General features: G+C 31.5%; 17 protein-coding genes, 9 tRNA genes and 2 other annotated features. Of the genes, 21 read left to right on the top strand and 5 right to left on the bottom strand.

The window, feature by feature from the left end; translation table 11 throughout:
* Window positions 1-11: 11 nt before the first annotated feature.
* The 12 genes from Ctaglu_RS05355 (at window position 12) to Ctaglu_RS05300 (ending at window position 12445) form a co-directional block, all read left to right on the top strand.
* Entirely contained in the window at window positions 12-2003 is a 1992-nt protein-coding gene (locus tag Ctaglu_RS05355; protein WP_124998799.1) for a DHH family phosphoesterase, read from the top strand.
* Window positions 2003-2446 carry a 50S ribosomal protein L9 gene (gene rplI / locus Ctaglu_RS05350; RefSeq protein WP_124998797.1) on the top strand — a complete coding sequence of 148 codons (444 nt, stop codon included), beginning with the start codon at window positions 2003-2005 and terminating at the stop codon, window positions 2444-2446. Before Ctaglu_RS05355 ends, rplI begins: the two co-directional genes overlap by 1 nt.
* Before the next feature lie 94 nt (window positions 2447-2540).
* On the top strand, window positions 2541-4415 hold the full coding sequence (lonC, locus tag Ctaglu_RS05345; protein WP_124998868.1) for a Lon family ATP-dependent protease: 1875 nt from the start codon (window positions 2541-2543) through the stop codon (window positions 4413-4415).
* Between the two features lie 113 nt (window positions 4416-4528).
* Entirely contained in the window at window positions 4529-5860 is a 1332-nt protein-coding gene (locus Ctaglu_RS05340; protein WP_124998795.1) for a replicative DNA helicase, read from the top strand.
* A 430-nt stretch (window positions 5861-6290) separates the two neighbouring features.
* Window positions 6291-6617, top strand: a complete 327-nt coding sequence (locus Ctaglu_RS05335) for a zinc-ribbon domain and TM2 domain-containing protein (RefSeq protein WP_124998793.1) — start codon at window positions 6291-6293, stop codon at window positions 6615-6617.
* A gap of 25 nt (window positions 6618-6642) precedes the next feature.
* Window positions 6643-6718, top strand: a tRNA-Thr gene (locus Ctaglu_RS05330).
* 188 nt (window positions 6719-6906) lie between these two features.
* The gene (locus tag Ctaglu_RS05325; RefSeq protein ID WP_124998791.1) at window positions 6907-7578 is read left to right on the top strand and encodes a phosphatase PAP2 family protein; all 672 of its coding nucleotides are present in this window, start codon (window positions 6907-6909) and stop codon (window positions 7576-7578) included.
* A gap of 180 nt (window positions 7579-7758) precedes the next feature.
* Entirely contained in the window at window positions 7759-8721 is a 963-nt protein-coding gene (locus Ctaglu_RS05320) for a 3'-5' exoribonuclease YhaM family protein (protein WP_124998789.1), read from the top strand.
* Between the two features lie 26 nt (window positions 8722-8747).
* Window positions 8748-8960: a DUF3006 domain-containing protein gene (locus Ctaglu_RS05315; protein WP_124998787.1), complete on the top strand. Its 213-nt coding sequence runs from the start codon at window positions 8748-8750 to the stop codon at window positions 8958-8960.
* Window positions 8961-9164: 204 nt separating this feature from the next.
* Window positions 9165-10577 (top strand): NAD(P)/FAD-dependent oxidoreductase, encoded by a 1413-nt coding sequence (locus tag Ctaglu_RS05310; protein ID WP_124998785.1) that lies wholly within the window; start codon window positions 9165-9167, stop codon window positions 10575-10577.
* A gap of 142 nt (window positions 10578-10719) precedes the next feature.
* The gene (locus Ctaglu_RS05305) at window positions 10720-12006 is read left to right on the top strand and encodes an adenylosuccinate synthase (protein ID WP_124998782.1); all 1287 of its coding nucleotides are present in this window, start codon (window positions 10720-10722) and stop codon (window positions 12004-12006) included.
* 256 nt (window positions 12007-12262) lie between these two features.
* Entirely contained in the window at window positions 12263-12445 is a 183-nt protein-coding gene (locus tag Ctaglu_RS05300) for a DUF1858 domain-containing protein (protein WP_124998866.1), read from the top strand.
* Window positions 12446-12483: 38 nt separating this feature from the next.
* Here the strand turns inward: Ctaglu_RS05300 and Ctaglu_RS05295 are convergent, their stop codons facing one another.
* Window positions 12484-13071 carry an ECF transporter S component gene (locus tag Ctaglu_RS05295; RefSeq protein WP_124998780.1) on the bottom strand — a complete coding sequence of 196 codons (588 nt, stop codon included), beginning with the start codon at window positions 13069-13071 and terminating at the stop codon, window positions 12484-12486.
* Window positions 13072-13532: 461 nt separating this feature from the next.
* Here Ctaglu_RS05295 and Ctaglu_RS05290 point away from each other — a divergent pair, with 461 nt between their 5' ends.
* The gene (locus Ctaglu_RS05290; RefSeq protein ID WP_124998778.1) at window positions 13533-14282 is read left to right on the top strand and encodes an acyl-[acyl-carrier-protein] thioesterase; all 750 of its coding nucleotides are present in this window, start codon (window positions 13533-13535) and stop codon (window positions 14280-14282) included.
* Between the two features lie 235 nt (window positions 14283-14517).
* Here the strand turns inward: Ctaglu_RS05290 and thrS are convergent, their stop codons facing one another.
* Together thrS and Ctaglu_RS05280 are read right to left on the bottom strand one after the other, a co-directional pair.
* Window positions 14518-16431 carry a threonine--tRNA ligase gene (gene thrS / locus Ctaglu_RS05285; protein ID WP_124998776.1) on the bottom strand — a complete coding sequence of 638 codons (1914 nt, stop codon included), beginning with the start codon at window positions 16429-16431 and terminating at the stop codon, window positions 14518-14520.
* A gap of 58 nt (window positions 16432-16489) precedes the next feature.
* Window positions 16490-16719, bottom strand: a binding site (T-box leader).
* Between the two features lie 37 nt (window positions 16720-16756).
* Window positions 16757-16986, bottom strand: a binding site (T-box leader).
* A 105-nt stretch (window positions 16987-17091) separates the two neighbouring features.
* On the bottom strand, window positions 17092-18321 hold the full coding sequence (locus Ctaglu_RS05280; protein ID WP_124998774.1) for a BaiN/RdsA family NAD(P)/FAD-dependent oxidoreductase: 1230 nt from the start codon (window positions 18319-18321) through the stop codon (window positions 17092-17094).
* 329 nt (window positions 18322-18650) lie between these two features.
* Between Ctaglu_RS05280 and Ctaglu_RS05275 the strand changes: the two genes are divergently transcribed.
* The 8 genes from Ctaglu_RS05275 (at window position 18651) to Ctaglu_RS05240 (ending at window position 19323) form a co-directional block, all read left to right on the top strand.
* Window positions 18651-18725: transfer RNA gene (locus Ctaglu_RS05275), tRNA-Glu, on the top strand.
* 13 nt (window positions 18726-18738) lie between these two features.
* Window positions 18739-18814, top strand: a tRNA-Val gene (locus Ctaglu_RS05270).
* A 5-nt stretch (window positions 18815-18819) separates the two neighbouring features.
* A tRNA-Asp gene (locus tag Ctaglu_RS05265) sits at window positions 18820-18896 on the top strand.
* A 9-nt stretch (window positions 18897-18905) separates the two neighbouring features.
* Window positions 18906-18980: transfer RNA gene (locus tag Ctaglu_RS05260), tRNA-Thr, on the top strand.
* A 23-nt stretch (window positions 18981-19003) separates the two neighbouring features.
* A tRNA-Glu gene (locus Ctaglu_RS05255) sits at window positions 19004-19078 on the top strand.
* 6 nt (window positions 19079-19084) lie between these two features.
* Window positions 19085-19160, top strand: a tRNA-Val gene (locus Ctaglu_RS05250).
* A 5-nt stretch (window positions 19161-19165) separates the two neighbouring features.
* Window positions 19166-19242 (top strand) — tRNA-Asp (locus tag Ctaglu_RS05245).
* A 6-nt stretch (window positions 19243-19248) separates the two neighbouring features.
* A tRNA-Thr gene (locus tag Ctaglu_RS05240) sits at window positions 19249-19323 on the top strand.
* A gap of 487 nt (window positions 19324-19810) precedes the next feature.
* On the opposite strand, the gene Ctaglu_RS05235 is transcribed toward Ctaglu_RS05240, so the two are convergent.
* Both Ctaglu_RS05235 and Ctaglu_RS05230 read right to left on the bottom strand, forming a co-directional pair.
* A complete protein-coding gene (locus Ctaglu_RS05235; protein WP_124998772.1) occupies window positions 19811-20785 on the bottom strand; it encodes an ATP-binding protein in 975 nt (324 codons plus the stop codon).
* On the bottom strand, window positions 20778-21764 hold the full coding sequence (locus Ctaglu_RS05230) for a DnaD domain protein (protein ID WP_124998770.1): 987 nt from the start codon (window positions 21762-21764) through the stop codon (window positions 20778-20780). Before Ctaglu_RS05230 ends, Ctaglu_RS05235 begins: the two co-directional genes overlap by 8 nt.
* Window positions 21765-21992 lie beyond the last annotated feature (228 nt).

Below are 21992 nucleotides of genomic sequence, written 5' to 3'. Positions count from 1 at the left end.
GGGGGCGAATTATGGATAACAAATATAATTACTTCGATGTTAATAATAAAATATATATGGTGACCATGGCTCTATTTATATGTATAATATTTTATTATGGACATTTTGAAGTGGGTATACTTACACTAGGATTATACGCCATACTAGTAGTGTACAATATTTACAACACGAAGATAAAAAAAAGTGAGTGGAAAAAATTTATTGAAAATTTTTCCTCTAAACTTGATATAGCAACTACAAGTACTTTAGTAAAGCTTCCATTTCCATTAATAATTATAGGATATATGGGAAACATTTTATGGTACAATCAAAGTGTAACCACAATGCTTGAAGGAGAAGATCTTTTTAATAAAAATATTAGAGATATAATTAAGGAACTGCCTTTAAAGCAAGTTTTAGATGGGAAAAAAAATCTTTTTCCAAATATTAAAATAAAAAATAGTTTTTATGAGATTTATACCAATATTGTGGATACAGACGAAAATAAAAATGTTAAAGATAAAATTATGCTTTTATATTTTTATGATATAACTGAAAAAAACAATTTAATAAAAGGTATTAACGGTAATAGAGAAAGTGTTATGCTAGTAGAGGTCGATAATCTTGATGATGTTATTAAAACTACAGAAGAAGATAAGGCACCACTACTTGCAGCTGATATTGAGCGAACAATAAATAGCTATGGACAGAGCGTAAATGCTGTAGTAAAAAAGTATACATCTAATAAATATGTTATTATAGTCCAAGATAAGTACATTGAAAAAGAAATAGAAAAGAAATTTGATATACTAGATAGTGTTCGTGAAATAAGCAATGGTAACAAGCTAGCAGTTACTTTAAGTGTAGGAATAGGAAGAGGAGAAGATACGCCTTCAAAAAACTATGAATTTGCGGCTTCAGCCAAGGAGCTTGCCTTAGGTCGTGGTGGTGATCAGGTAGTAGTAAAAAAAGGTGATAAATTATCTTTCTTTGGAGGAAAAACAAAAGAAGTTGAGAAAAGAACTAAAGTTCGCGCAAGAGTTATTGCTCATGCATTAATGGATTTAGTAAATGAGAGTGATGTAATTTTCATTATGGGACATAAAAACCCTGATGCTGATTGTCTAGGTTCGGCAATTGGTCTACATAGTATTATTAAAAGTACGAATAAAGAATGTTATATTATTCTCGAAGGAATAAGTAATGGCATAAAAAGCATGATGGATATATTATTGGTTGATGAGGAATATAAAAACACATTTATATCAATTGAAAAATTTAAAAGTGTGAAAAAATCTAATAATTTGCTTATAATAGTAGATGTTCATAATGAAGGTCATGTGCTGAATTTAGAAATAGTTAAAGAAGTAGAAAAAGTAGTTATAATTGATCATCATAGAAAATCGCAAGATTTTATACAAGGAGTAGTGCTTAGCTATATGGAAACTTACGCATCATCTACTGCTGAACTAGTTACTGAAATGATTCAATATATGGTAGATAAGCCAAAGCTTAAACATATAGAAGCAGTGTGTCTTCTAGCAGGAATATGTATAGATACAAAAAATTTCTATTTTAAAACAGGAGTTAGAACTTTTGAAGCCGCTGCTTTTTTAAGGCGTCATGGTGCGGATACTATGGATGTTAAAAAAATGTTTTCTGATGATTTAGACATTTATTTAAAAAGAGCTGATATAATAAGATCAGCAGAAGTTAAAAATGAAATTGCTATAGCAGTTTGTCCCCAGGCAATAGAAGATACCGTACTTGCGGCTCAAGCAGCTGATGAGCTTTTAAATATTACTGGTATTGAGGCGTCATTTGTTATTGTTAAAATAGGAGATGAAGTATTTGTTAGCGGAAGGTCTCTTGGAAAAATCAATGTACAATTAATATTAGAGACATTAGGCGGAGGTGGACATATGACTATGGCTGGTACAAAATTTACTTCACTTACAACTCAAGAAGTAGTGGCGAAATTAAATGAAGCTATAGCTGAATATTTAAAGGAAGGTGAAAAATAATGAAAGTTATTTTATTAAAAGATATTAAAAGTGTAGGTAAAAAGGGAGATGTGGTAAACGCCGCAGATGGGTATGCAAGGAATTTTTTATTTCCTAGGAAATTGGCAGAAGAAGCTACAGACCCAAATATGCACATATTAAATAAAAAGAATGAAACTGAAAGAAAAAAGAAAACTGCTGAAATTGAGCAGGCACAAAAAACAGCTAACGAACTTAAAGATAAGGTTGTAAAAATAATCGGCAAGGCTGGAGAAAATGGAAAACTTTTTGGTGCAATTACAAATAAAGATATAGCAATGGCATTAAATAAACAATATAATTTAGATGTTGATAAAAAGAAAATAGTAACAGATACAATAAAATTATTAGGAACTTATGAAGTAGAAGTTAAAGTATACCCAGAAATATCTACTAAAATAAAAGTTCTTGTTTGTGAGGAATAATCATATAAAAAGAAGGGAGGAAACGCTTTAGTAAATAAATGATAATGTTATCTATTAAAGCGGATTGAGCTTGAAGACATTACTTGTTAATAAGATGGGAGAACCCATTGCAAAAGATACTTTACCACTGGATACACAAATTGACGTTTTATATGAAATAATGAGAAACGTAATAGACGAGAGCAGTATAAAGGCTAAAACCATAAAATTCAAACTGCAAAAGTATATAAAAAGCGAAGATATATATAAAAGATTATATGCACTAAATAAAATTGTAAGCAACGGTAAGGGCATAGATGTAGTACCGAGTCCCAAAAATATTCATGAGGTGTTAGACAACACTAATGACTTTCTTACTGAAGAAATAGCTAAAAGATATGTGCAAAATAAGATCGAAGCTGAAGTAGAAAAAAATCTAATGGAAAAGCAAGATAAGTATATTGATGAGGTAAGACTTAGCATAATTAAAAAACAAAAGGGTCCTGAAAATGCTAAAACCCTCAAAAAATATGATGATTTAGAATTACTTGATAGTAGAAAACTAACGAAAAATATACAAGCTATTTTAAGGCCGGAGAGTTTTAGTGAAATAGTTGGGCAAGAAAGAGCTATAAAATCACTGATATCTAAAATGGCGTCACCATATCCTCAACATATTATCCTTTATGGACCTCCTGGAGTGGGTAAGACCACTGCAGCTAGACTTGCTCTTGAGGAAGCTAAAAAGCTGAGTTACACTATTTATGACAAAGATGCTAAATTTATAGAAGTAGATGGCACAACACTCAGATGGGATCCAAGAGAAATAACAAATCCTCTGCTGGGATCTGTTCATGACCCAATATATCAGGGAAGTAAAAGAGATCTAGCTGAAGTTGGAATTCCTGAACCTAAAACAGGGCTTGTTACTGAGGCTCATGGAGGAATATTATTTATCGATGAAATAGGAGAACTGGATAATATACTTCAAAACAAACTTCTTAAAGTATTAGAAGATAAAAGAGTTGAGTTTTCATCATCTTATTATGATCCTGAAGATGAAAACACACCTAAATATATAAAATATTTATTTGACAAAGGTGCTCCAGCAGATTTTGTTTTAATAGGAGCTACAACTCGGGAACCATCAGAAATAAACCCGGCGTTAAGATCAAGATGTACTGAAGTTTATTTTGAACCATTAACTGCGAAAGATATTGAAACTATAGTAGTTAATGCTGCTCATAAATTGAAAGTTGAAGTTGCAGATGGAGTGGCGGAAACCATCAGTAGATATACTATTGAAGGAAGAAAAGCCGTAAATATTTTAGCGGATGCTTATGGATATGTATTGCATAATAGAGAATTAGTAAAGACTTCTAAAATTAAAATTGAGCTTAAAGATCTTTTAGATGTTATATCTATAAGTAGACTTACTCCTTATGAGGAATTAGATACGGAAGTTAAGTTTGAAGTAGGACATATATATGGACTTGGAGTGTCAGGGTACATAGGTTCAACTATAGAAATAGAAACATCAGTATTTGAAGCCAAGGAAAAAGGTAAAGGCCAAGTAAGATTTAATGATACGGCTGGAAGTATGGCTAAGGACTCGGTATTTAATGCTGCGTCAGTAATAAGAAAGACCACAAATAAGGATATTAAGGATTATGACATACATGTAAATATAGTAGGTGGGGGTAAAATAGATGGACCATCCGCCGGAGCAGCTATAACTGTATGCATAATTAGTTCACTTTTAGATAAACCTTTAAGACAGGATATCGCAGTAACTGGAGAGATATCACTTCGTGGTATTATAAAACCAGTAGGCGGCATATTTGAGAAAATTTATGGTGCAAGAAGAAAAGGAATTAAGCTAGTCATTGTTCCCAAGGAAAATGAAAAAGAAGTACCTATTGATCTTGTGGATATTGAAACAAAAGCTATATCAACCATTGAGGAACTAATGAAATTAGTCTTCGCATAAAATACAATTAACTATAATTAATGGCCCTGTTAAATAATCACCCTGGAAGATGATTACATCTTCCAGGCTGAAATTTTAGCAGGGCATAAACATTACCTTAGGAGAGATGAAAAATGGATACACCCCTTAGAAGTTTGCCTTATAACTTAGAAGCAGAACAATCGGTAATTGGATCAATGCTTATAGATAAAACTGCCATATCAAGGGTCGTGGAGATTTTAAATGGTGATGATTTTTACAGAGATTCTCATAAGGTTATATTCAACGCTATTTTTGATTTATATCAAAAGGACACACCTATTGATATGATTACACTACTGGAGCATTTACGTTCTTCTGAAAAGTTAGAAGCTTCAGGGGGAATTACTTATATTACAGAAATAAGTAACTCGATACCCTCTACTGCTAATTTAAGTTCTTACATAAAAATTGTAGATGATAAGTCTACTTTAAGGAAACTTATTAGAGCTTCTACGGAAATTATGGAAAATTGTTATAATAAGCAAGATGATGTGGAAGCAGTAATGGACCTCGCAGAGCAAAAGGTCTTTAATATAGCAGAAAGAAAAAATTCAAGTGATTTTGAACCAATGAATACGGTGCTTGAGAGAGGCTTTTTAGAAATAGAAAGAATCTTTAATAATAAAGGAGAAACAACTGGAATACCTAGTGGTTTCCCAGAACTAGATGATAAGACCGCTGGATTTCAAAAGGGGGATATGATTCTTATTGCTGCGAGACCTTCTATGGGTAAAACTACTTTTGCACTAAATTTAGCTGAGTATGCAGCCCTTCGAGAAGGGAAAAACGTAGCTATATTTTCACTGGAAATGTCTAAGGAACAACTTGCCTATAAATTACTTTGTTCAGAAGCAAATGTTGATATGTCAAAGCTTAGACATGGTAATTTAGAAGATAAGGATTGGGAAAACATAGCGAAAGCATCTGGGCCTTTAGCCGCTGCTAAAATATTTATTGATGATACAGCAGGAACTTCTGTTATGGATATGCGTTCAAAATGTAGAAAACTAAAAATGGAGCATGGTATAGACATGATAGTTATAGATTATCTTCAACTTATGTCTGGTAGTAATCCAGAAAGTAGACAACAAGAAGTATCAGAAATATCAAGATCTATTAAAGCCCTTGCAAAAGAGATGCAGTGCCCTGTTATAGCATTATCACAGCTGTCACGTGCGCCAGAGCAAAGAGCCGATCATAGGCCAATGCTTTCTGACCTTAGAGAGTCAGGATCCATTGAGCAGGATGCTGACATTGTTATGTTCTTATATAGAGATGAGTATTATGATAAGGAAACAGAAGATAAGAATGTAGCAGAGTGTATTATAGCAAAACAAAGGAATGGTCCTGTAGGTACAGTAAGACTGGCATGGATAGGTCAATTCAGTAAATTTGCGAGGCTTGATGTAATTCATAGAGATTAAGCAATAATCTTATGTAAATTGAAAAAATTTTTCTTAGAGGATCTTTTAACTAAAAGTATATATTGCTACAAATGCGTTCGCGTCGCCAGGTAATTCTAAAATTTATTTTATTTACAGCTGCTAAAAAATGCAAACTCGCTTCGCTCAAACATGCATTTTTCTTTACGCAGCCGTAAATAAAATAAATTAAGAATTACTAAGGCTTGCTCATACGCATTTTACGCAATATATACTTTTGATCACATCCTCTAAGAAAATAATATTATTTTTTTATGATATAGAAAAAGATATATATTGATAGAAATGAGTTTGTGGCGGTAGGTAATTCAAAATTATTGGTAAATAGATAAATGTTATACATATAGTAAAATGTTGACACATATGATAAAATGTAAATATGATATTAAAATAATGTGAAAAGGGTGATTTAATGTTCTGTCATAATTGTAGTGCCCAAAATGATGATGGATCTAATTTTTGCAAAACCTGTGGTATTAATTTATTAATTCAACACAGTAAGAACGAAGTAAGGACTATTAGTGAAAAAAACTGGTTAGTTGCATTACTCCTTTGCATTTTTATTGGACCGCTTGGTATTCATAGATTTTATGTAGGGAAAACAGGTACAGGAATTTTAATGATCTTAACCTTTGGTGGTTTTGGAATATGGGCGTTAATTGATTTGATTTTAATTGCTACTAATTCATTTACTGATATAAATGGGTTACATTTAAATAAAAATATGTATAATTATTAAAGAGGTTTAAACCCTCTTTAGATATGCTGAAATAGCTCAGTTGGTAGAGTAACGCACTCGTAACGCGTAGGTCGAGGGTTCGATCCCCTTTTTCAGCTCCAAATTTATACAATAGAAAAAAACTATTTATATATGAGTATTTCATATATAAATAGTTTTTTTTATGTAAAATTTAAAAAACATGAATATTAATCCTTGTACTGCAGAAAATGTATATATACTGAAATTTAAATTTAAAGGTTAAGAATATTTTGTGATGATTGCAAGAGTAAGGTAGAAAGGAGACTTTATGAAAAAGCTTAAGAAAGACTTAATTGCATTGAGTTTTATGATATCTATTGCAATTTCTATTATTTTTTATAAACTTTTAAATAATGGAGATGGAAATATAAATAGTTTAGTAACAAATTTAGATGGAACAATACCATTTCTTAAAATATTTATACTGCCATATATAACTTGGTATGCTTATATTGCTATAGGTTTAATATATTTATGTATGAAAAATCGTAAAAATTATTATATTTCTTTAATTAGTTTAAATATTGGAATAGCCATATGTTATATTATCTATGCTGTTTTTCAAACCACAGTACCTAGGCCAATAGTTACTAATTTAGATATATTATCTAAATTAGTAACTATAATATATAAATATGATAATCCATTTAACTGCTTTCCAAGTATGCATGTTACAACAACTTATATTCTAATGAAAGGCATTAATCATACTAAAAATAGTACAATTGTAAGCTTAATTTTTAATATAATAGGGATACTTATAATTATATCTACCCAATTTGTTAAGCAACATGTGATACTAGATTTGGTATTTGCTATACTATTAAGTGAAGTAATATTTAGATTTACAAATAATGCTAAAAGAGAGTATATTGCTACAATGAAAAGTAGACTATCTTCAATTTGGATCATAAAAAGAAAATTAAAAAATCCTTCTTAAGTGAAGGATTTCTTAATTTATAGGCAATTATAATAATATTGGAGGAAAAACAATAATGATGTATAATTAGAGAGTATATTTAAGTTGTGTAATTTATTTAACAGATATAGAAATATTAAGCACTTATATCAGCATAATGTATTATATATAATAAGTTCAATACAATATAAGGAGATAAATATGGAAATTAAAAAGATAAGTGAAATAAAAAAAGGTGATAGAGTTGAAGGTTTTTTCGTTATAAAATCTGTAGATATTAAGGTTTCCAATAATAGTAATACAAATAAATATTTTGATTTTAACTTAGGAGATGCTACAGGCGATATAAATGCAAAACTTTGGGAATGTAATGAAGAATTAGAAAATACATTCAAACAAAATATTTTAGTGAAAGTAAAAGGTACTGTAAATGAGTGGAGAGGAAAACTTCAATTAAAAATAGAAATGATAAGGCTGGCAGAGGAAAAAGATGAAGTTAAAATAGGTGATTATGTTGCAGTGGCACCATATCCACCAGAAAAAATGTATGATGATATTTTAAATTATCTATCTAAAATTAAAAATACAGATATTCAAAATATAGTTACAAATATTTTAAGTGATAATGAAGAAAAGCTAATGCATTATCCTGCAGCTAAGTCTAATCATCATGCTGTAAGGGCAGGACTTTTATATCATACAACCACTATGCTTAAGGCAGGGGAAAAATTAAGTGAAATTTATACTTTTCTAAATACGGATTTACTATATGCAGGTATAATACTTCATGATATTGGTAAAATATATGAAATGAATGCTAGTGAACTTGGGATTGTATCTGAATATACAATAGAAGGCCAACTTATAGGACATATAGTTCAAGGAATTAAAATGATAGAAACAGCAAGTATCCAGGTTAAAGCAGACAAAGAGGTATCCATGTTATTACAACATATGGTGCTAGCTCATCATTATGAAGCGGAATATGGAAGTCCTAAAAAACCTATGATACCGGAAGCTGAGATGCTACATCATTTAGATATAATGGATGCAAGAATGTATGATATGAATAAGGCATTAACTGATACAGAGCAAGGTAAATTTTCAGAAAGAATATGGTCCCTAGATAATATAAGTATTTATAAGAGTTTTATAAATAAATAAGAAATGTTTAGGTAAAGGTGATAGGAATGAAGGGAATAATAGATAGATTTGAAGGAAACTATGCAGTAGTAGAGCTTCAGGGCGGAAAAACAATTAATATAGATAAAAGAAAATTGCCAATGGAGGCCCAGGAAGGTACGGTTATAGAGATATCAAAAAGTATAACTATTGATAATGAAGAAACTTTGAAAAGAAAAAAAGAAATAGAAAAATTAACAGAGGGTTTATGGGATGAGTAATATAGATTTGCAATAAAAATACACGAACTATTATTAAAAATAAATTATAAATATTCGCATTTTATGTTGACTGAGACACCTAGCTCTGATACTATTAAGTGGGTAAAGAAACACTTATAATTGTTATTTGCCTGAAATTAATACAGTAGAGATAACGATTTATAATTGTTATCTACCACAGAGTAATACAGGAGGATATGTGAAATGAAAGATTTTTACGATGTAGTTATTGTAGGAGCCGGACCTGCGGGAATATTTACGGCACTAGAAATTACAAATAAAAACCCTGAACTTAGTGTACTTATAGTTGATAAGGGAAGAAGTATAGAGAAAAGAAAATGTCCGGCGAGAGCTAATGGAAAATGTGTTAAATGTAATCCTTGTGGGATAACATTTGGATGGTCAGGTGCTGGAGCTTTTTCAGATGGTAAACTTTCTTTAAGCCCAGAGGTGGGTGGAAGACTTCTTGAATATTATTCTGAAGATGAATCAAAAAAATTAATAAAGTATTGTGATGACATTTATATAAAATTTGGAGCAAATGAAAAAATATATGGACTCAATAGTGATAAGGTTGACGAGGTTAAATACGAAGCAAGTAAACATAATATTCGTCTGGTTGAATGTCCAGTAAGGCATTTAGGAACAGAACTTGCCTATGAAGTTTTAAAATCTATGTACCATCATTTAATGGATAATACAAATACAGAATTTATAGAACTTAGTGAAGTAGAAGAAATATTAATAGAAGATAATAAGGCCACTGGGATATTGTTAAAAAATAAAGACGGTGTGGTTCGCGTTGATGCAAAATATGTTGTAGCAGCACCAGGTAGAGGTGGGGCGGAATGGATTTCAAATGAAGCCAAAAAACATAATATTGTGGTTACTAATAATGCAGTAGATATTGGACTTCGCGTAGAGGTACCTAATTCTGTTATGGATCATTTAACTAAGGATTTATATGAAGCAAAATTAGTATATTATTCTGATACATTTGACAGTAAGGTTAGAACCTTTTGTATGAACCCAGGTGGAGTAGTGTCGGCAGAATATTATGATGATAATAAAATAGCAGTTGTAAATGGTCATAGCTATTCAGATCAAAAGCTAAGAACAACTAATACAAATTTTGCAATGCTTGTATCTACTACGTTTACGGAGCCTTTTGATCAACCTATTTCTTATGGGAAATATATAGCTCAGCTAGGTAATATGTTAACTGGCGGAGGCATAATGGTTCAAAGACTGGGAGATTTATTAAAAGGAAGAAGAACAGATTATGACAGATTAGCTAAATCAACTACTGTGCCTACTTTAAAATCAGCAGTACCAGGAGATTTAAGCTTTGTATTGCCACAAAGGCATTTAACTTCTATAGTAGAAGCATTAAAGGCTTTTGATAAGATAGCACCAGGTTTATATAGTAAAAATACACTACTCTATGGAGTGGAAGTAAAGTTCTATTCTAGTAAGATTAGTACAAATGATAAATTTGAAACATCTATTAGCAATTTGTACACCATAGGTGATGGAGCAGGAATAACTAGAGGACTAATGCAAGCATCAACAACTGGCGTAGTTGTAGCTAGAGACATAGCTAAAAAGGAAGACTAATAGTATTTAAACTAAATAATTGGTTATATCAATATTAAAAGTGTATAATTTAAAAGGTATGTAAACATATGAGACAATAGAATTTCTTAAATACATTAATTGTGAAATTTTATTGCGAAATGAAAGAAAGCGAGGAATTTATATGTCAGCATTTATTATTTTAGGGGCCCAATGGGGAGACGAAGGTAAAGGTAAGATGACGGATTATCTAGCTGAGGGAGCTGATGTGGTTGTCAGATTCCAAGGTGGAAATAATGCAGGTCATACTGTAGTCGTAGGAGAAAAAGAATATAAGCTTCACTTAATACCATCAGGAATATTATATAAAGATAAATTGAATGTAATAGGTAATGGAGTGGTTGTAGACCCACAAGCACTATTTACAGAAATTGACTACTTAGAAGCGCTAGGTGAGAACATAACTCCAGAAAGATTAATGATTAGTGATAGATCACAGGTTATAATGCCATACCATAAAGAGTTAGATAATCTATATGAAATAGCTAGAGGTAAAAATGATATAGGAACTACAAAAAAAGGTATAGGCCCTTGTTACACTGACAAGTTTGAAAGAAGTGGAATTCGAGTTTGTGATTTAATGAAAAAAGATGTTTTCAAGGAAAAACTTAAAACTAGTTTATCAATGAAGAATGATATAATAACAAAAGTTTTGGGTGGAAAAGCACTAGATTTTGATACAATATATACACAATACTTAGAGTATGCAGAAAGAATGAGACCTTTTGTAAAAGATATATCAGTAAAAGTTTTTGACGCAATAAAATCAGGAAAAAATGTTTTATTTGAAGGAGCACAAGGAACTCTACTTGATATAGATTATGGTTCATATCCTTTTGTAACTTCTTCTAACACTATTGCAGGAGGAGTTTGCACTGGAGCTGGAATAGGACCTACTATGATAACAAATGCTGTAGGAATAGCGAAAGCTTATACTACAAGAGTAGGAAAAGGACCATTTCCAACAGAACTTGATAATGAAGTTGGAGAATGGATTCGCGAAAAAGGATTTGAATTTGGTGTAACAACAGGCAGAGCAAGAAGATGTGGATGGCTTGACCTTGTTATACTAAAAACTGCAGCAAGAATTTCAGGACTTACTAGCTTTGCTGTAACTAAAATAGATACGTTAGCAGGACTTGAAAAAATTAAAATTTGTGTAGGTTATGAATTCGAAGGAAGCGTTATAGATTACTTCCCAGCAAGTCTTGAGGATTTAGCTAAATGCGTTCCAGTATATGAAGAGTTTGAAGGTTGGGACGAAGGTATAGCAGAGGCAAGAAGTTATGATGAGCTTCCAGCAAATGCTAAAATATACATAAAGAGAATTGAAGAATTTACAGGAGTTAAAGTTTCAATAGTATCAGTAGGACCAAAAAGAGATCAAACAATGGTATTAACTGAAATATAGAAAATAGACATACCTATTGTAAAGATAATTTTTGCAATAGGTATGTCTTATATATTATAGGGAATTATAATATTGTGGAGATGATTTAAGGTATACAAGTATATACTAAAGATTAAAAAAGTGCGTACTTGTAAAATAGAAGCATATGCAATAGAATGAGAATGATAATTAAAGTTAAATAAATATTTTTATTTATTTGCTAGTTAAATTCTGATATAATTATTTAAAATTAAAAAAAAGCGAGGTAGATACTATGATAATAACTAAGGATATGACAATAGGTGAAGTTGTAAGACAAAAACCAGAATCAGTTGAAGTACTAATGGGATTTGGAATGGGTTGTGTAGGATGTCCTTCAGCACAAGCTGAAACAATAGAAGAAGCAGCAATGGTTCATGGTCTTGATTTAGAAGCATTAATGGCTAAATTAAACGCATAAAAAAACAAAGACACTTAGCAAACGCTAAGTGCCTTTTTTTATTTTTTTATCTTTTTAATCGATAGGATTACAGGTATAGTAATTATAGTAGCTATTATAGCCTCTGGAACGCCGTTTATTACAGCTATACCATAAATGGTCTTGGCAGCAATAGAAGGATCTATGCCCTTAGAAACGGCAAATTTAGCTGCATATAAAATGTATATCATAGTAAGAACACCAAAGGTGTTAGTTAAAGAACCAATAACAGTAGCTAGGCCAATTTTTAGGCTATCTTTTTTAATAAAGCTTAGGTTATAAACATAGTAAGAAGTAAAGCCAATAAGAACTCTTGGCAACACGGATACTAGCGGATTTATAAAAGCAAAAGATAGTATATTTGGAGCCATAATATTTTGCATAATGCTAAAAATTCCAAATATTAATCCGATAGTCATTCCAACCATAGGTCCACCTATTATAGATCCAATAATAACAGGAATATGCATGATAGTAGCTTTTGCACCAGGCAGTGGAATAAAACCATACCCAGTTAATCCAAGTACGACGCAAATAGCTGACAGCATACCGATAGTTGTAAGTTGATTTGTTTTTATTCTTCTCTTTTGAATAGAATTATTAATCATATTTTACCTCCGCTCTTATTCCATAAGGATATAAGTCGATTATATTGATAATCCTTATATATAGTTCAGTTTCACAATGAATACTGACAATATTATTTTATCACTTTTTTCATAAAAATTACATAGATGAAAACAATTTCATAAAACTCTGAATATTCTAAAAACAAGCCTTGCTAAGGCTTGTTTCAATGCATTATGCGCAATATATGATTTTATTAGCAAAATATAAGAAAAAATAAATTCTAAAGCGTTATTATTAATTTACATTAGTTGCGGTGAATATGATGTAAATTTTGTCCTTAAAATCAACAAATTATTAAAAATATAAAACTTTGTGTAAACATTAGAGTGTTAATGTTTACCGTATTAGTTTAGTTTGATATGATTTTAAGTATGAACAAAATTAAGAGGCATAAAAATTAATAGTTATTGTGCCAAATATAAAATACAGGGGGCATAGTATGAGCAGGATTCCAATGGTTTCAGATAGAAATTATAACATTCATTATTATGAAGTAGATATTCATAAAAGAGCTTTAATTACAAGTATTATAGATTATCTTGGTGATATGGCAATGTACCAAAGTGAAATTTTAGGTGTGGGGATAGAGCATCTTAAAGAGAATCACATGGCGTGGGTTTTATATAAATGGGACATAACAATGGAGTCATATCCACTTTTAAACGAAACTATAAAAGTAAAAACTTTTGCATATTCGTTTAGAAAATTTTATGCCTATAGAAAGCATGAAATTATTGATATAGAAGGAAATACAATAGGGTATGCGACTTCTGTGTGGATTTTAATAAATACAGATAGAAGACGTCCAATAAGAATTACAGAAGAGATGTATGGGGCCTATGGTATAGATGATAGCAATAATACCTCTATAGAAATTGAGGATATAAAACCAATAAATACAGTGGATAGTGAGAAAAATTTCCAAGTGAGATATAGTGATATTGATACAAATATGCATGTGAATAATGTTAATTATGTTGCTTGGGCGTTAGAAACGGTGCCTGGGGATGTGATACTAAATTGTGAATTAAAGAATATTAAGGTAACCTACGAAAAAGAAACAATCTACGGAGAAACCATAAAGGTAAGCACAGAGGTTATAAGAGAAGAAAATAAAACAATATGTAGACATAAAATTATAAATGAAGAGGGTACTCAGCTCACACTATTAGAAAGTACTTGGATTTAACGACATTTCAGATGATGATTTAAAGGGTTTTTTCTTAGATTATGCTATAACGAAAAGTATATGTTGCGCAGAAGCATTCTGCGCAACATATACTTTTGTTAGCATAATCTAAGAAAAAATTATAAGCCATTATTGTTTCCTAAGTGAATAAATCTATTTTAATACTATCTTTCTAATGTCCTGGGAAATAATGTATAAAATAACCTCCCCGAATTTTATATTTTGTTAGTTATTATTAAACTTCTAGAATTTTATTGTCTATTTCATGTTTAAGCCTTGAAATAAATTCACTTAAAGAAGCTGTTCCCTCATCGCCGTCTTTTCTACTTCTTATAGATATATTGCCTTCTTTCTGCTCTTTCTCTCCTATAACTAAAATATAGGGAACTCTCTCATTTCTTGCTTCGCGAATTTTATAACCAATCTTTTCTACCCTACCATCAAATTCTACTCTGATATTATTTTCATTAAGGAGGGTTGCCACATCTTTTGCATAATCAGCGAATTTTTCTGAAATAGGTAACACTTTTACCTGTATAGGTGCAATCCAAGTTGGGAACTTACCTGCAAAATGCTCTATTAATACTCCGATAAATCTCTCTAAACTTCCAAAGATTACTCTGTGGATTACTATTGGTCTATGCTTTTCACCATCACTGCCAATATAATTCAAATCGAATCTTTGAGGAAGTTGGAAATCTAATTGTATAGTTCCACACTGCCAACTTCTACCTATACTATCTTCTAAGTGAAAATCAATTTTTGGACCATAAAACGCTCCATCACCCTCATTTATCTTATATTGTAGATTCATCTCATCTAATGCTGTAGCAAGTGAGCTTTCTGCTATTTGCCACTCCTCATCGCTTCCCATAGAATTTTCTGGTCTTGTTGAAAGTTCAACATTGTATTTAAATCCAAACCTTGAGTAAACCTCATCTATAAGTCTGATAACACCTTTTATTTCTTCTTTTATTTGTTGTGGAAGCATAAATATATGAGCATCATCCTGAGTGAAGGCTCTTGCTCTCATGAGTCCCTGTATAGCCCCAGACAACTCATGCCTGTGCACTTTGCCAAGCTCTCCTACCCTTATAGGTAAATCCCTATATGAATGAGGTTCTGACTTATAAACAAGCATGCCTCCCGGGCAGTTCATTGGCTTAATTGCAAACTCTTCTTCATCAATATTAACTGTGTACATATTTTCTTTATAGTGTTGCCAATGTCCCGAAGTTTCCCAAAGTTTTCTGTTTAAGATTATTGGAGTTTCAATTTCGACGTATCCAAATTTTTTATGAAGACCTCTCCAATAATCAATTAAATTATTCTTTAAAACAACACCATTTGGTAGGAAAAATGGAAATCCTGGTCCTTCCTCCATAAATGTAAATAATTTAAGTTCCCTTCCTAGCTTTTTATGATCTCTTTTTTTTGCTTCTTCAAGCATATTAATATAAGCTTCTAATTCACTTTTTTTAGTAAATACTGTTCCATATATTCTTTGGAGCATCTTATTATTATCATCACCTCGAAAGTAAGCGCCTGCAACAGATAAAAGCTTAAATGCTTTAATATATGAAGTGGCTGGAACATGTGGACCTGCACAAAGATCAACAAATTCCCCTTGTCTATAGAACGATATAATCTCTCCCTCTGGTAGATTTTCAATTAATTCAGCTTTATAGGGTTCTTCTTTTTCTAGCATAAGCTTTATAGCTTCTTCCCTTGAAAGCACAAATCTTTCAAGATTCAATCTTTCTTTAACTATCTTCTCCATTTCCTTCTCTATTTTTTCTAGAATTTCTGGAGTAAGTGTTTCTTCTAAGTCAAAATCATAGTAAAACCCATTGTCAATTGCGGGACCAATAGCAAGCTTAACATTTGGATATAACCTTTTTACTGCTTGAGAAAGCACATGAGCTGCAGTATGTCTTAATGCTAATCTTCCTTCGATATCCTCAAATGTTAAGATTTCTAGGTGGCAATCACAATTTATTTCAGTCATAAGTTCTGCAGCTTTACCATTGATTCTTGCAAGCAAAGCCTTTTTAGCTAGTGCTGGACTAATTTTCATAGCAACATCATAAACATTTGTACCTTGTTCAATTTGAATAACATTTCCATCCTTTAATATAATATTTAACATAAATATTTCCTCCTCCTATATAAATGAATTAATAAAAACAAAAAAAACTCGTCCCTAAAAAAGGGACGAGTATACTCGCGATTCCACCCAAATTACAGTAATGCACAAAAAATGTGTAACACTATCACTCGATACCTTTAACGCTGGTTTGCGGAGATACTTACTAAAATTCAGTATTCAACTCAGAGGTGGTTTTCAATAATACTTGCCTTAGAAACCTTTCAGCCGATGGATTTCTATCTCTGTTAGAACAGTAGATTATTTACTCGTCCTCTTCAATGCTTTATGATATAAAATTAATAAAAACAAAAAAACTCGTCCCTAAAAAAGGGACGAGTATACTCGCGATTCCACCCAAATTACAGTAATGCACAAAAAATGTGTAACACTATCACTCGATACCTTTAACGCTGGTTTGCGGAGATACTTACTAAAATTCAGTACTCAACTCAGAGGTGGTTTTCAATAATACTTGCCTTAGAAACCTTTCAGCCGATGGATTTCTATCTCTGTTAGAACAGTAAATTATTTACTTTTCCTCTTCATAGTCTTTACTTTGTTGCAATTATATACCTATTGTATTTTAATGTCAATACATATTTGAAGTATTTTTTCTTATAGTATGCTATAACGAAAAGTATATATTGCTGGAATAATTCACTACTTAGAGGCACTTCTTCCAGCAATGGCACCAGAACTCCATGCCCATTGAAGATTGAAACCGCCACAGTTACCATCTACATCTAATACTTCACCCGCAAAGAATAGATTGGTAGCAATATTCGATTCTAGAGTTTGGGAGTTAACTTCTTTTGTGTTAATTCCTCCAGCAGTTACCTGAGCATTGGAGAAAGAATTAGTGCCTGAAACTTCAAATTCCCATTGTTTTAAAAGTTTATAAATAGCACTTTTTTCTTTGAAATCAAGATCGCAACAAGGCTTATGAATATCTTCTATTTTTGCCTCTTTTAAAATTATCGGGATGACTTTCTTGTTAATTACTCCAATAAAAGAATCGTGTACGCCTCGACTTTCAAATACTGACCAATGATTTTCTAAAAATTCCTTTAAATTTTCAGAAGAAATAGTTGGTAACATATCAATTTTCAAAGAAACTTTGTTATTTTTAGATAAACTATAAGACACAGTCCTGCTAAGCTGAAGGATTGGAGGTCCTGAAATACCATAGTCAGTGAAAAGTATCTCTCCAAATTCCTTTTGGACACATTCACCATTTATAAATATTTCTGCATAACCGTCGAATTTAACTCCAGATAAAGCCTTTAATCTATTGTAGTTTAATTTAAGCTGTACAAGGGCTGGCATTGGCGATATTATACTGTGTCCTAATTGTTTAGCTAGTATGTATCCAGAACCGTCAGAACCTGTCTTAGGGGCAGATTTACCGCCAGTGGCGATAATTAGCTTTTCACATTCATAGGTAGCGTTGTCTGCAGTGAAAATTTTAAAGCCATTATTATTTTTAATAATCTCTTTAGCTTTTGTGTTTGTATATATAGGAATATGCTTTTCTTCTATTGCAAAGCGTAGTATATCAATGACTGATGATGATTGCATTGACATAGGAAACATTTTACCACCCTCTAAAGTTACTAAAGGTATACCTAAAGAGGCAAAAAAATCTATAGTATCCACTACGTTAAAAGAATCTAGTGTATGACTTGCAAAATCTGGATTTTCGCTGTGATAGCAAGTTCCATTTATGTTCGCATTACTGATATTGCATCTTCCATTACCGGTGGTTAATATTTTTTTGCCTATTCGATCGGTTCCTTCAATTATTGCTACATCTAGTCCAGAATCTTTTGCTATTATTGCAGAGGTTAAACCAGCGGCACCTCCGCCAACTATTATAAGAGAATGTTTCAAGAAAATCTCTCCCTTCGAGAAAAAAATATATTTGTAGTATAAAGTATGATATCTATGATTTTACCCTAAAACAGCGACCTTTAATATTAATTTTTATTTTATGTTATAACAATTTTTAGAATTACTTAGAAGTGGAATAGGTATTTGTAATTATGGACTATATTTTTTTGTATAACAAACTGTTGAATTTACTGGGTTTGTGTATTATATTAATAAATAAATAAATAAAAATAAGAAAACATGTTGACACTTCGGGAAAAATGCTTTATTATAGTTTATGTTGGGTTGCGAGACGGAAGCACATGATAAATAAAGTAACAGTTTAGTATGGCTCCTTGGTCAAGCGGTTAAGACACCACCCTTTCACGGTGGTAACAGGGGTTCAATTCCCCTAGGAGTCACCAATAAAACATATATGGGAGCATAGCTCAGCTGGGAGAGCATCTGCCTTACAAGCAGAGGGTCACAGGTTCGAACCCTGTTGTTCCCACCATATATGGCCCAGTGGCTCAGTTGGTTAGAGTGCCGCCCTGTCACGGCGGAGGTCGACGGTTCGAGTCCGTTCTGGGTCGCCATTTTTGTTAGCTAGCATGGCTCAACGGTAGAGCAGCTGACTTGTAATCAGCAGGTTGTAGGTTCAATTCCTATTGCTAGCTCCAATAAAAACTTAATAAATTAATAAGGCTCCTTGGTCAAGAGGTTAAGACACCACCCTTTCACGGTAGTAACAGGGGTTCAATTCCCCTAGGAGTCACCAATATATGGGAGCATAGCTCAGCTGGGAGAGCATCTGCCTTACAAGCAGAGGGTCACAGGTTCGAACCCTGTTGTTCCCACCATATATGGCCCAGTGGCTCAGTTGGTTAGAGTGCCGCCCTGTCACGGCGGAGGTCGACGGTTCGAGTCCGTTCTGGGTCGCCAATCCTTGCTAGCATGGCTCAACGGTAGAGCAGCTGACTTGTAATCAGCAGGTTGTAGGTTCGATTCCTATTGCTAGCTCCAAAAAAGTACTAAACATTTGTTTAGTACTTTTTTTATTATGACATACATTTTATGGAATTCAAATATTTTTTTATTACCCTTATTTATTTTTAACTATAATATTAAGTATAGTTTTATAAATTCATATATTAAAGTAGAGGTGTAAAATTTATAAAAAAAAATGCACTATTGATTAAGATTATAAGTTCAATATTGTATCTAATTTTTTGTATAATTTTATTCGTTTTTTTTTGTTTTATATAAGAAAAATTATAATTTTATATTTTGGATCTATAGTATTAGGGTTTAATTTTACTTATAAATACTCTGATATTTTAAAAAATAGCAGAGTATACTAATAATATAAATAATTTTTGTAAAAGTAATATATCTTAACATGCATTGTTGTTTTTTGAAAAACAGCATATGGAAATAATGCGTTTATGACGTCGCAAGCTACACCATAAAGAACCACTAAATGGACACCAACTCCATTTAGTGGTTCTTTTTATTTACTCAAATTTTTCTTTATTCTTATATCATCACAAAAGAATTTGCAAGCGGTAAAATTGCCAAGTAATCTAGAGGTTATTCTTTCAGAATAGGTATTTAATAAATTTTCAAGAGTTAAATTAGTGGACACTAGCATTTTCTTTTGTTTTAATAACTTCGTGTTAAGTAAATTAAACATTTCCATTTTAGTAAAATCTGAAATTTGCTCAGTACCCAAATCATCTATAATAAGTAAGTCACAATTTATTAGTAATTCCTCTAAAGAACTGTCACCATTAAATCGAACTTCTTTTAAGCCTTTTATTAATTCTTCCGCAGTCCTATATACTACAAAAAAGCCTTTGTCCATTAATTCCTTTGTAATGCAGTGAGACAGAAAAGTTTTTCCTGTGCCAGGACCTCCGTAGAATAATAAATTTTCATCAGAGTCATTGAAATTTTTTAAAAAGTTCATAGACGTAGATAAAATCTTTTCCATGTTCTTTTTTGGAGATCCTGATGCATGTTCACTTTTTCTAGAAGGATAGTAATCCATTTTAAAATTATCGAAATTATGAGTTTTTAGCATGCCGCGGAGTTCCGAACCAGTGTAATAAACATCTATAACTTTTTGCTTAAAACAGGAGCATTTAGTAGTTCCAATAAAACCTGTATCGCGACATTTATTACATCTATAATGTAAATTCAAGTATTCCATATCAAAACCATTAGAAACTAATAGTTCAGATTTCTTCACTCTTAAATCTACTATTTTTTCTCTTAAATCATGTAAATACTCATCCCTATTATTGATGCTTTTCAAGGCACTAATGGATAATTCTATACAAAGCTTACCTATTTTGCGGTCTAATTCAATAATTTCAGGGTGAGTTTTCTCTATGTGAGTTTTTCTTTTTCTAAAGTCACTCTCTTCTTCTTCTCTTACTCTATCATATAGTGCTAATATTTTAGTTTGATACCCTTTAATCATTCTTATCCCATCCTAGTAATTTTTTTTCTAGTTCATCAAAGTCATAGGCTCTTTGTTCATAATCATTAAAACTTCCTTTGGCAGGTTTTCCGCCAGCAGTAACGTTTTTAGTAGTCACTAATCTTTTTTTATCTTTTTTCTCAATATCTTCTAGTGATTTTATACCATCTTTAAACCAACTATTTAGAATTCCATCAATATATTTAAAATCAGCTCTACTTAGTCTATCAAAACAGATATCGCAAGCTTTAAATATTACTTCTAGGGAAAATTTATAAACATTTACCCATTTATCTAATATTTGTTCTTGAGGCTTCATTATTTCAGGGGCTTTTATTCCTAAGTAATTTAATATTTTCCTAATATTTATCCATTTATCCTCATGTTTCTTTATATAAGATTGGGCATCTTCAATATTTTTAATATTGGCATCATGCCATGCAATTGCAATGGTTTCAATATACCTATAGTCAACTTTACCTTTTGATACACAATATTGAATTAACAGAAGTATTAGCTCAGGAGCGAAATTATAATCCTTTTGCCAACTTAGGTACATAGTCATTTCTTTTGGTGAAAGAGGTTTGGCTAGTAACTTTTCAATATCTTGAAGCATACCTTTTATAGAAGAATTGGCCAATTCTTCGAGCAGATTTATATTTTGAATATTTTCATCAGGAACATCTAGTAAATCTAAGAATTCAATATTAAAATTACCCATATTATCAATGGGAGTCATTTTAATTGTATTCTCGTCATTCCAATAGTTCCAAGCATTAACAACATCAGTCTCTAGGAGCCCAAGGGTATTTGCTATAACTGAAGATGTAGCACCTATTTCTCCGGATGCACAATATTTCAGTCCAAGAAGGTAAACTTTAACGAATTCTCCCCTAGCTCTAGGCATAAACTTATCTATAAAAATATTACTCACAGGAGTATATTTATAATTTTCATTTTTAAACATGAAAGTGCTCATAAAGTCACTACCTTTCTTTTATAGTATGGAAGTATGATCTTAAATAAAAAAGCTACAATTAATTTATATGATGTACCTTATAAATTATGTTTAATAGTACAGTCTATAAAAAAATTTATTATACAACTTATAGTATACCATATAGTTAAACATAGAAATTAAAAAAATATATTTCAATGATGTTTAAAATTAGCCATATAGGGCATATTAAGTAAGTGTCATAGGAGG

It is taken from the genome of Clostridium tagluense (genome assembly GCF_003865095.1).
Classification (GTDB): Bacteria; Bacillota; Clostridia; order Clostridiales; family Clostridiaceae; genus Clostridium_AD; species Clostridium_AD tagluense.
The sequence above is the reverse complement of the archived record's forward strand: the minus strand, read 5'-3'. Positions and strand labels throughout refer to the sequence as shown.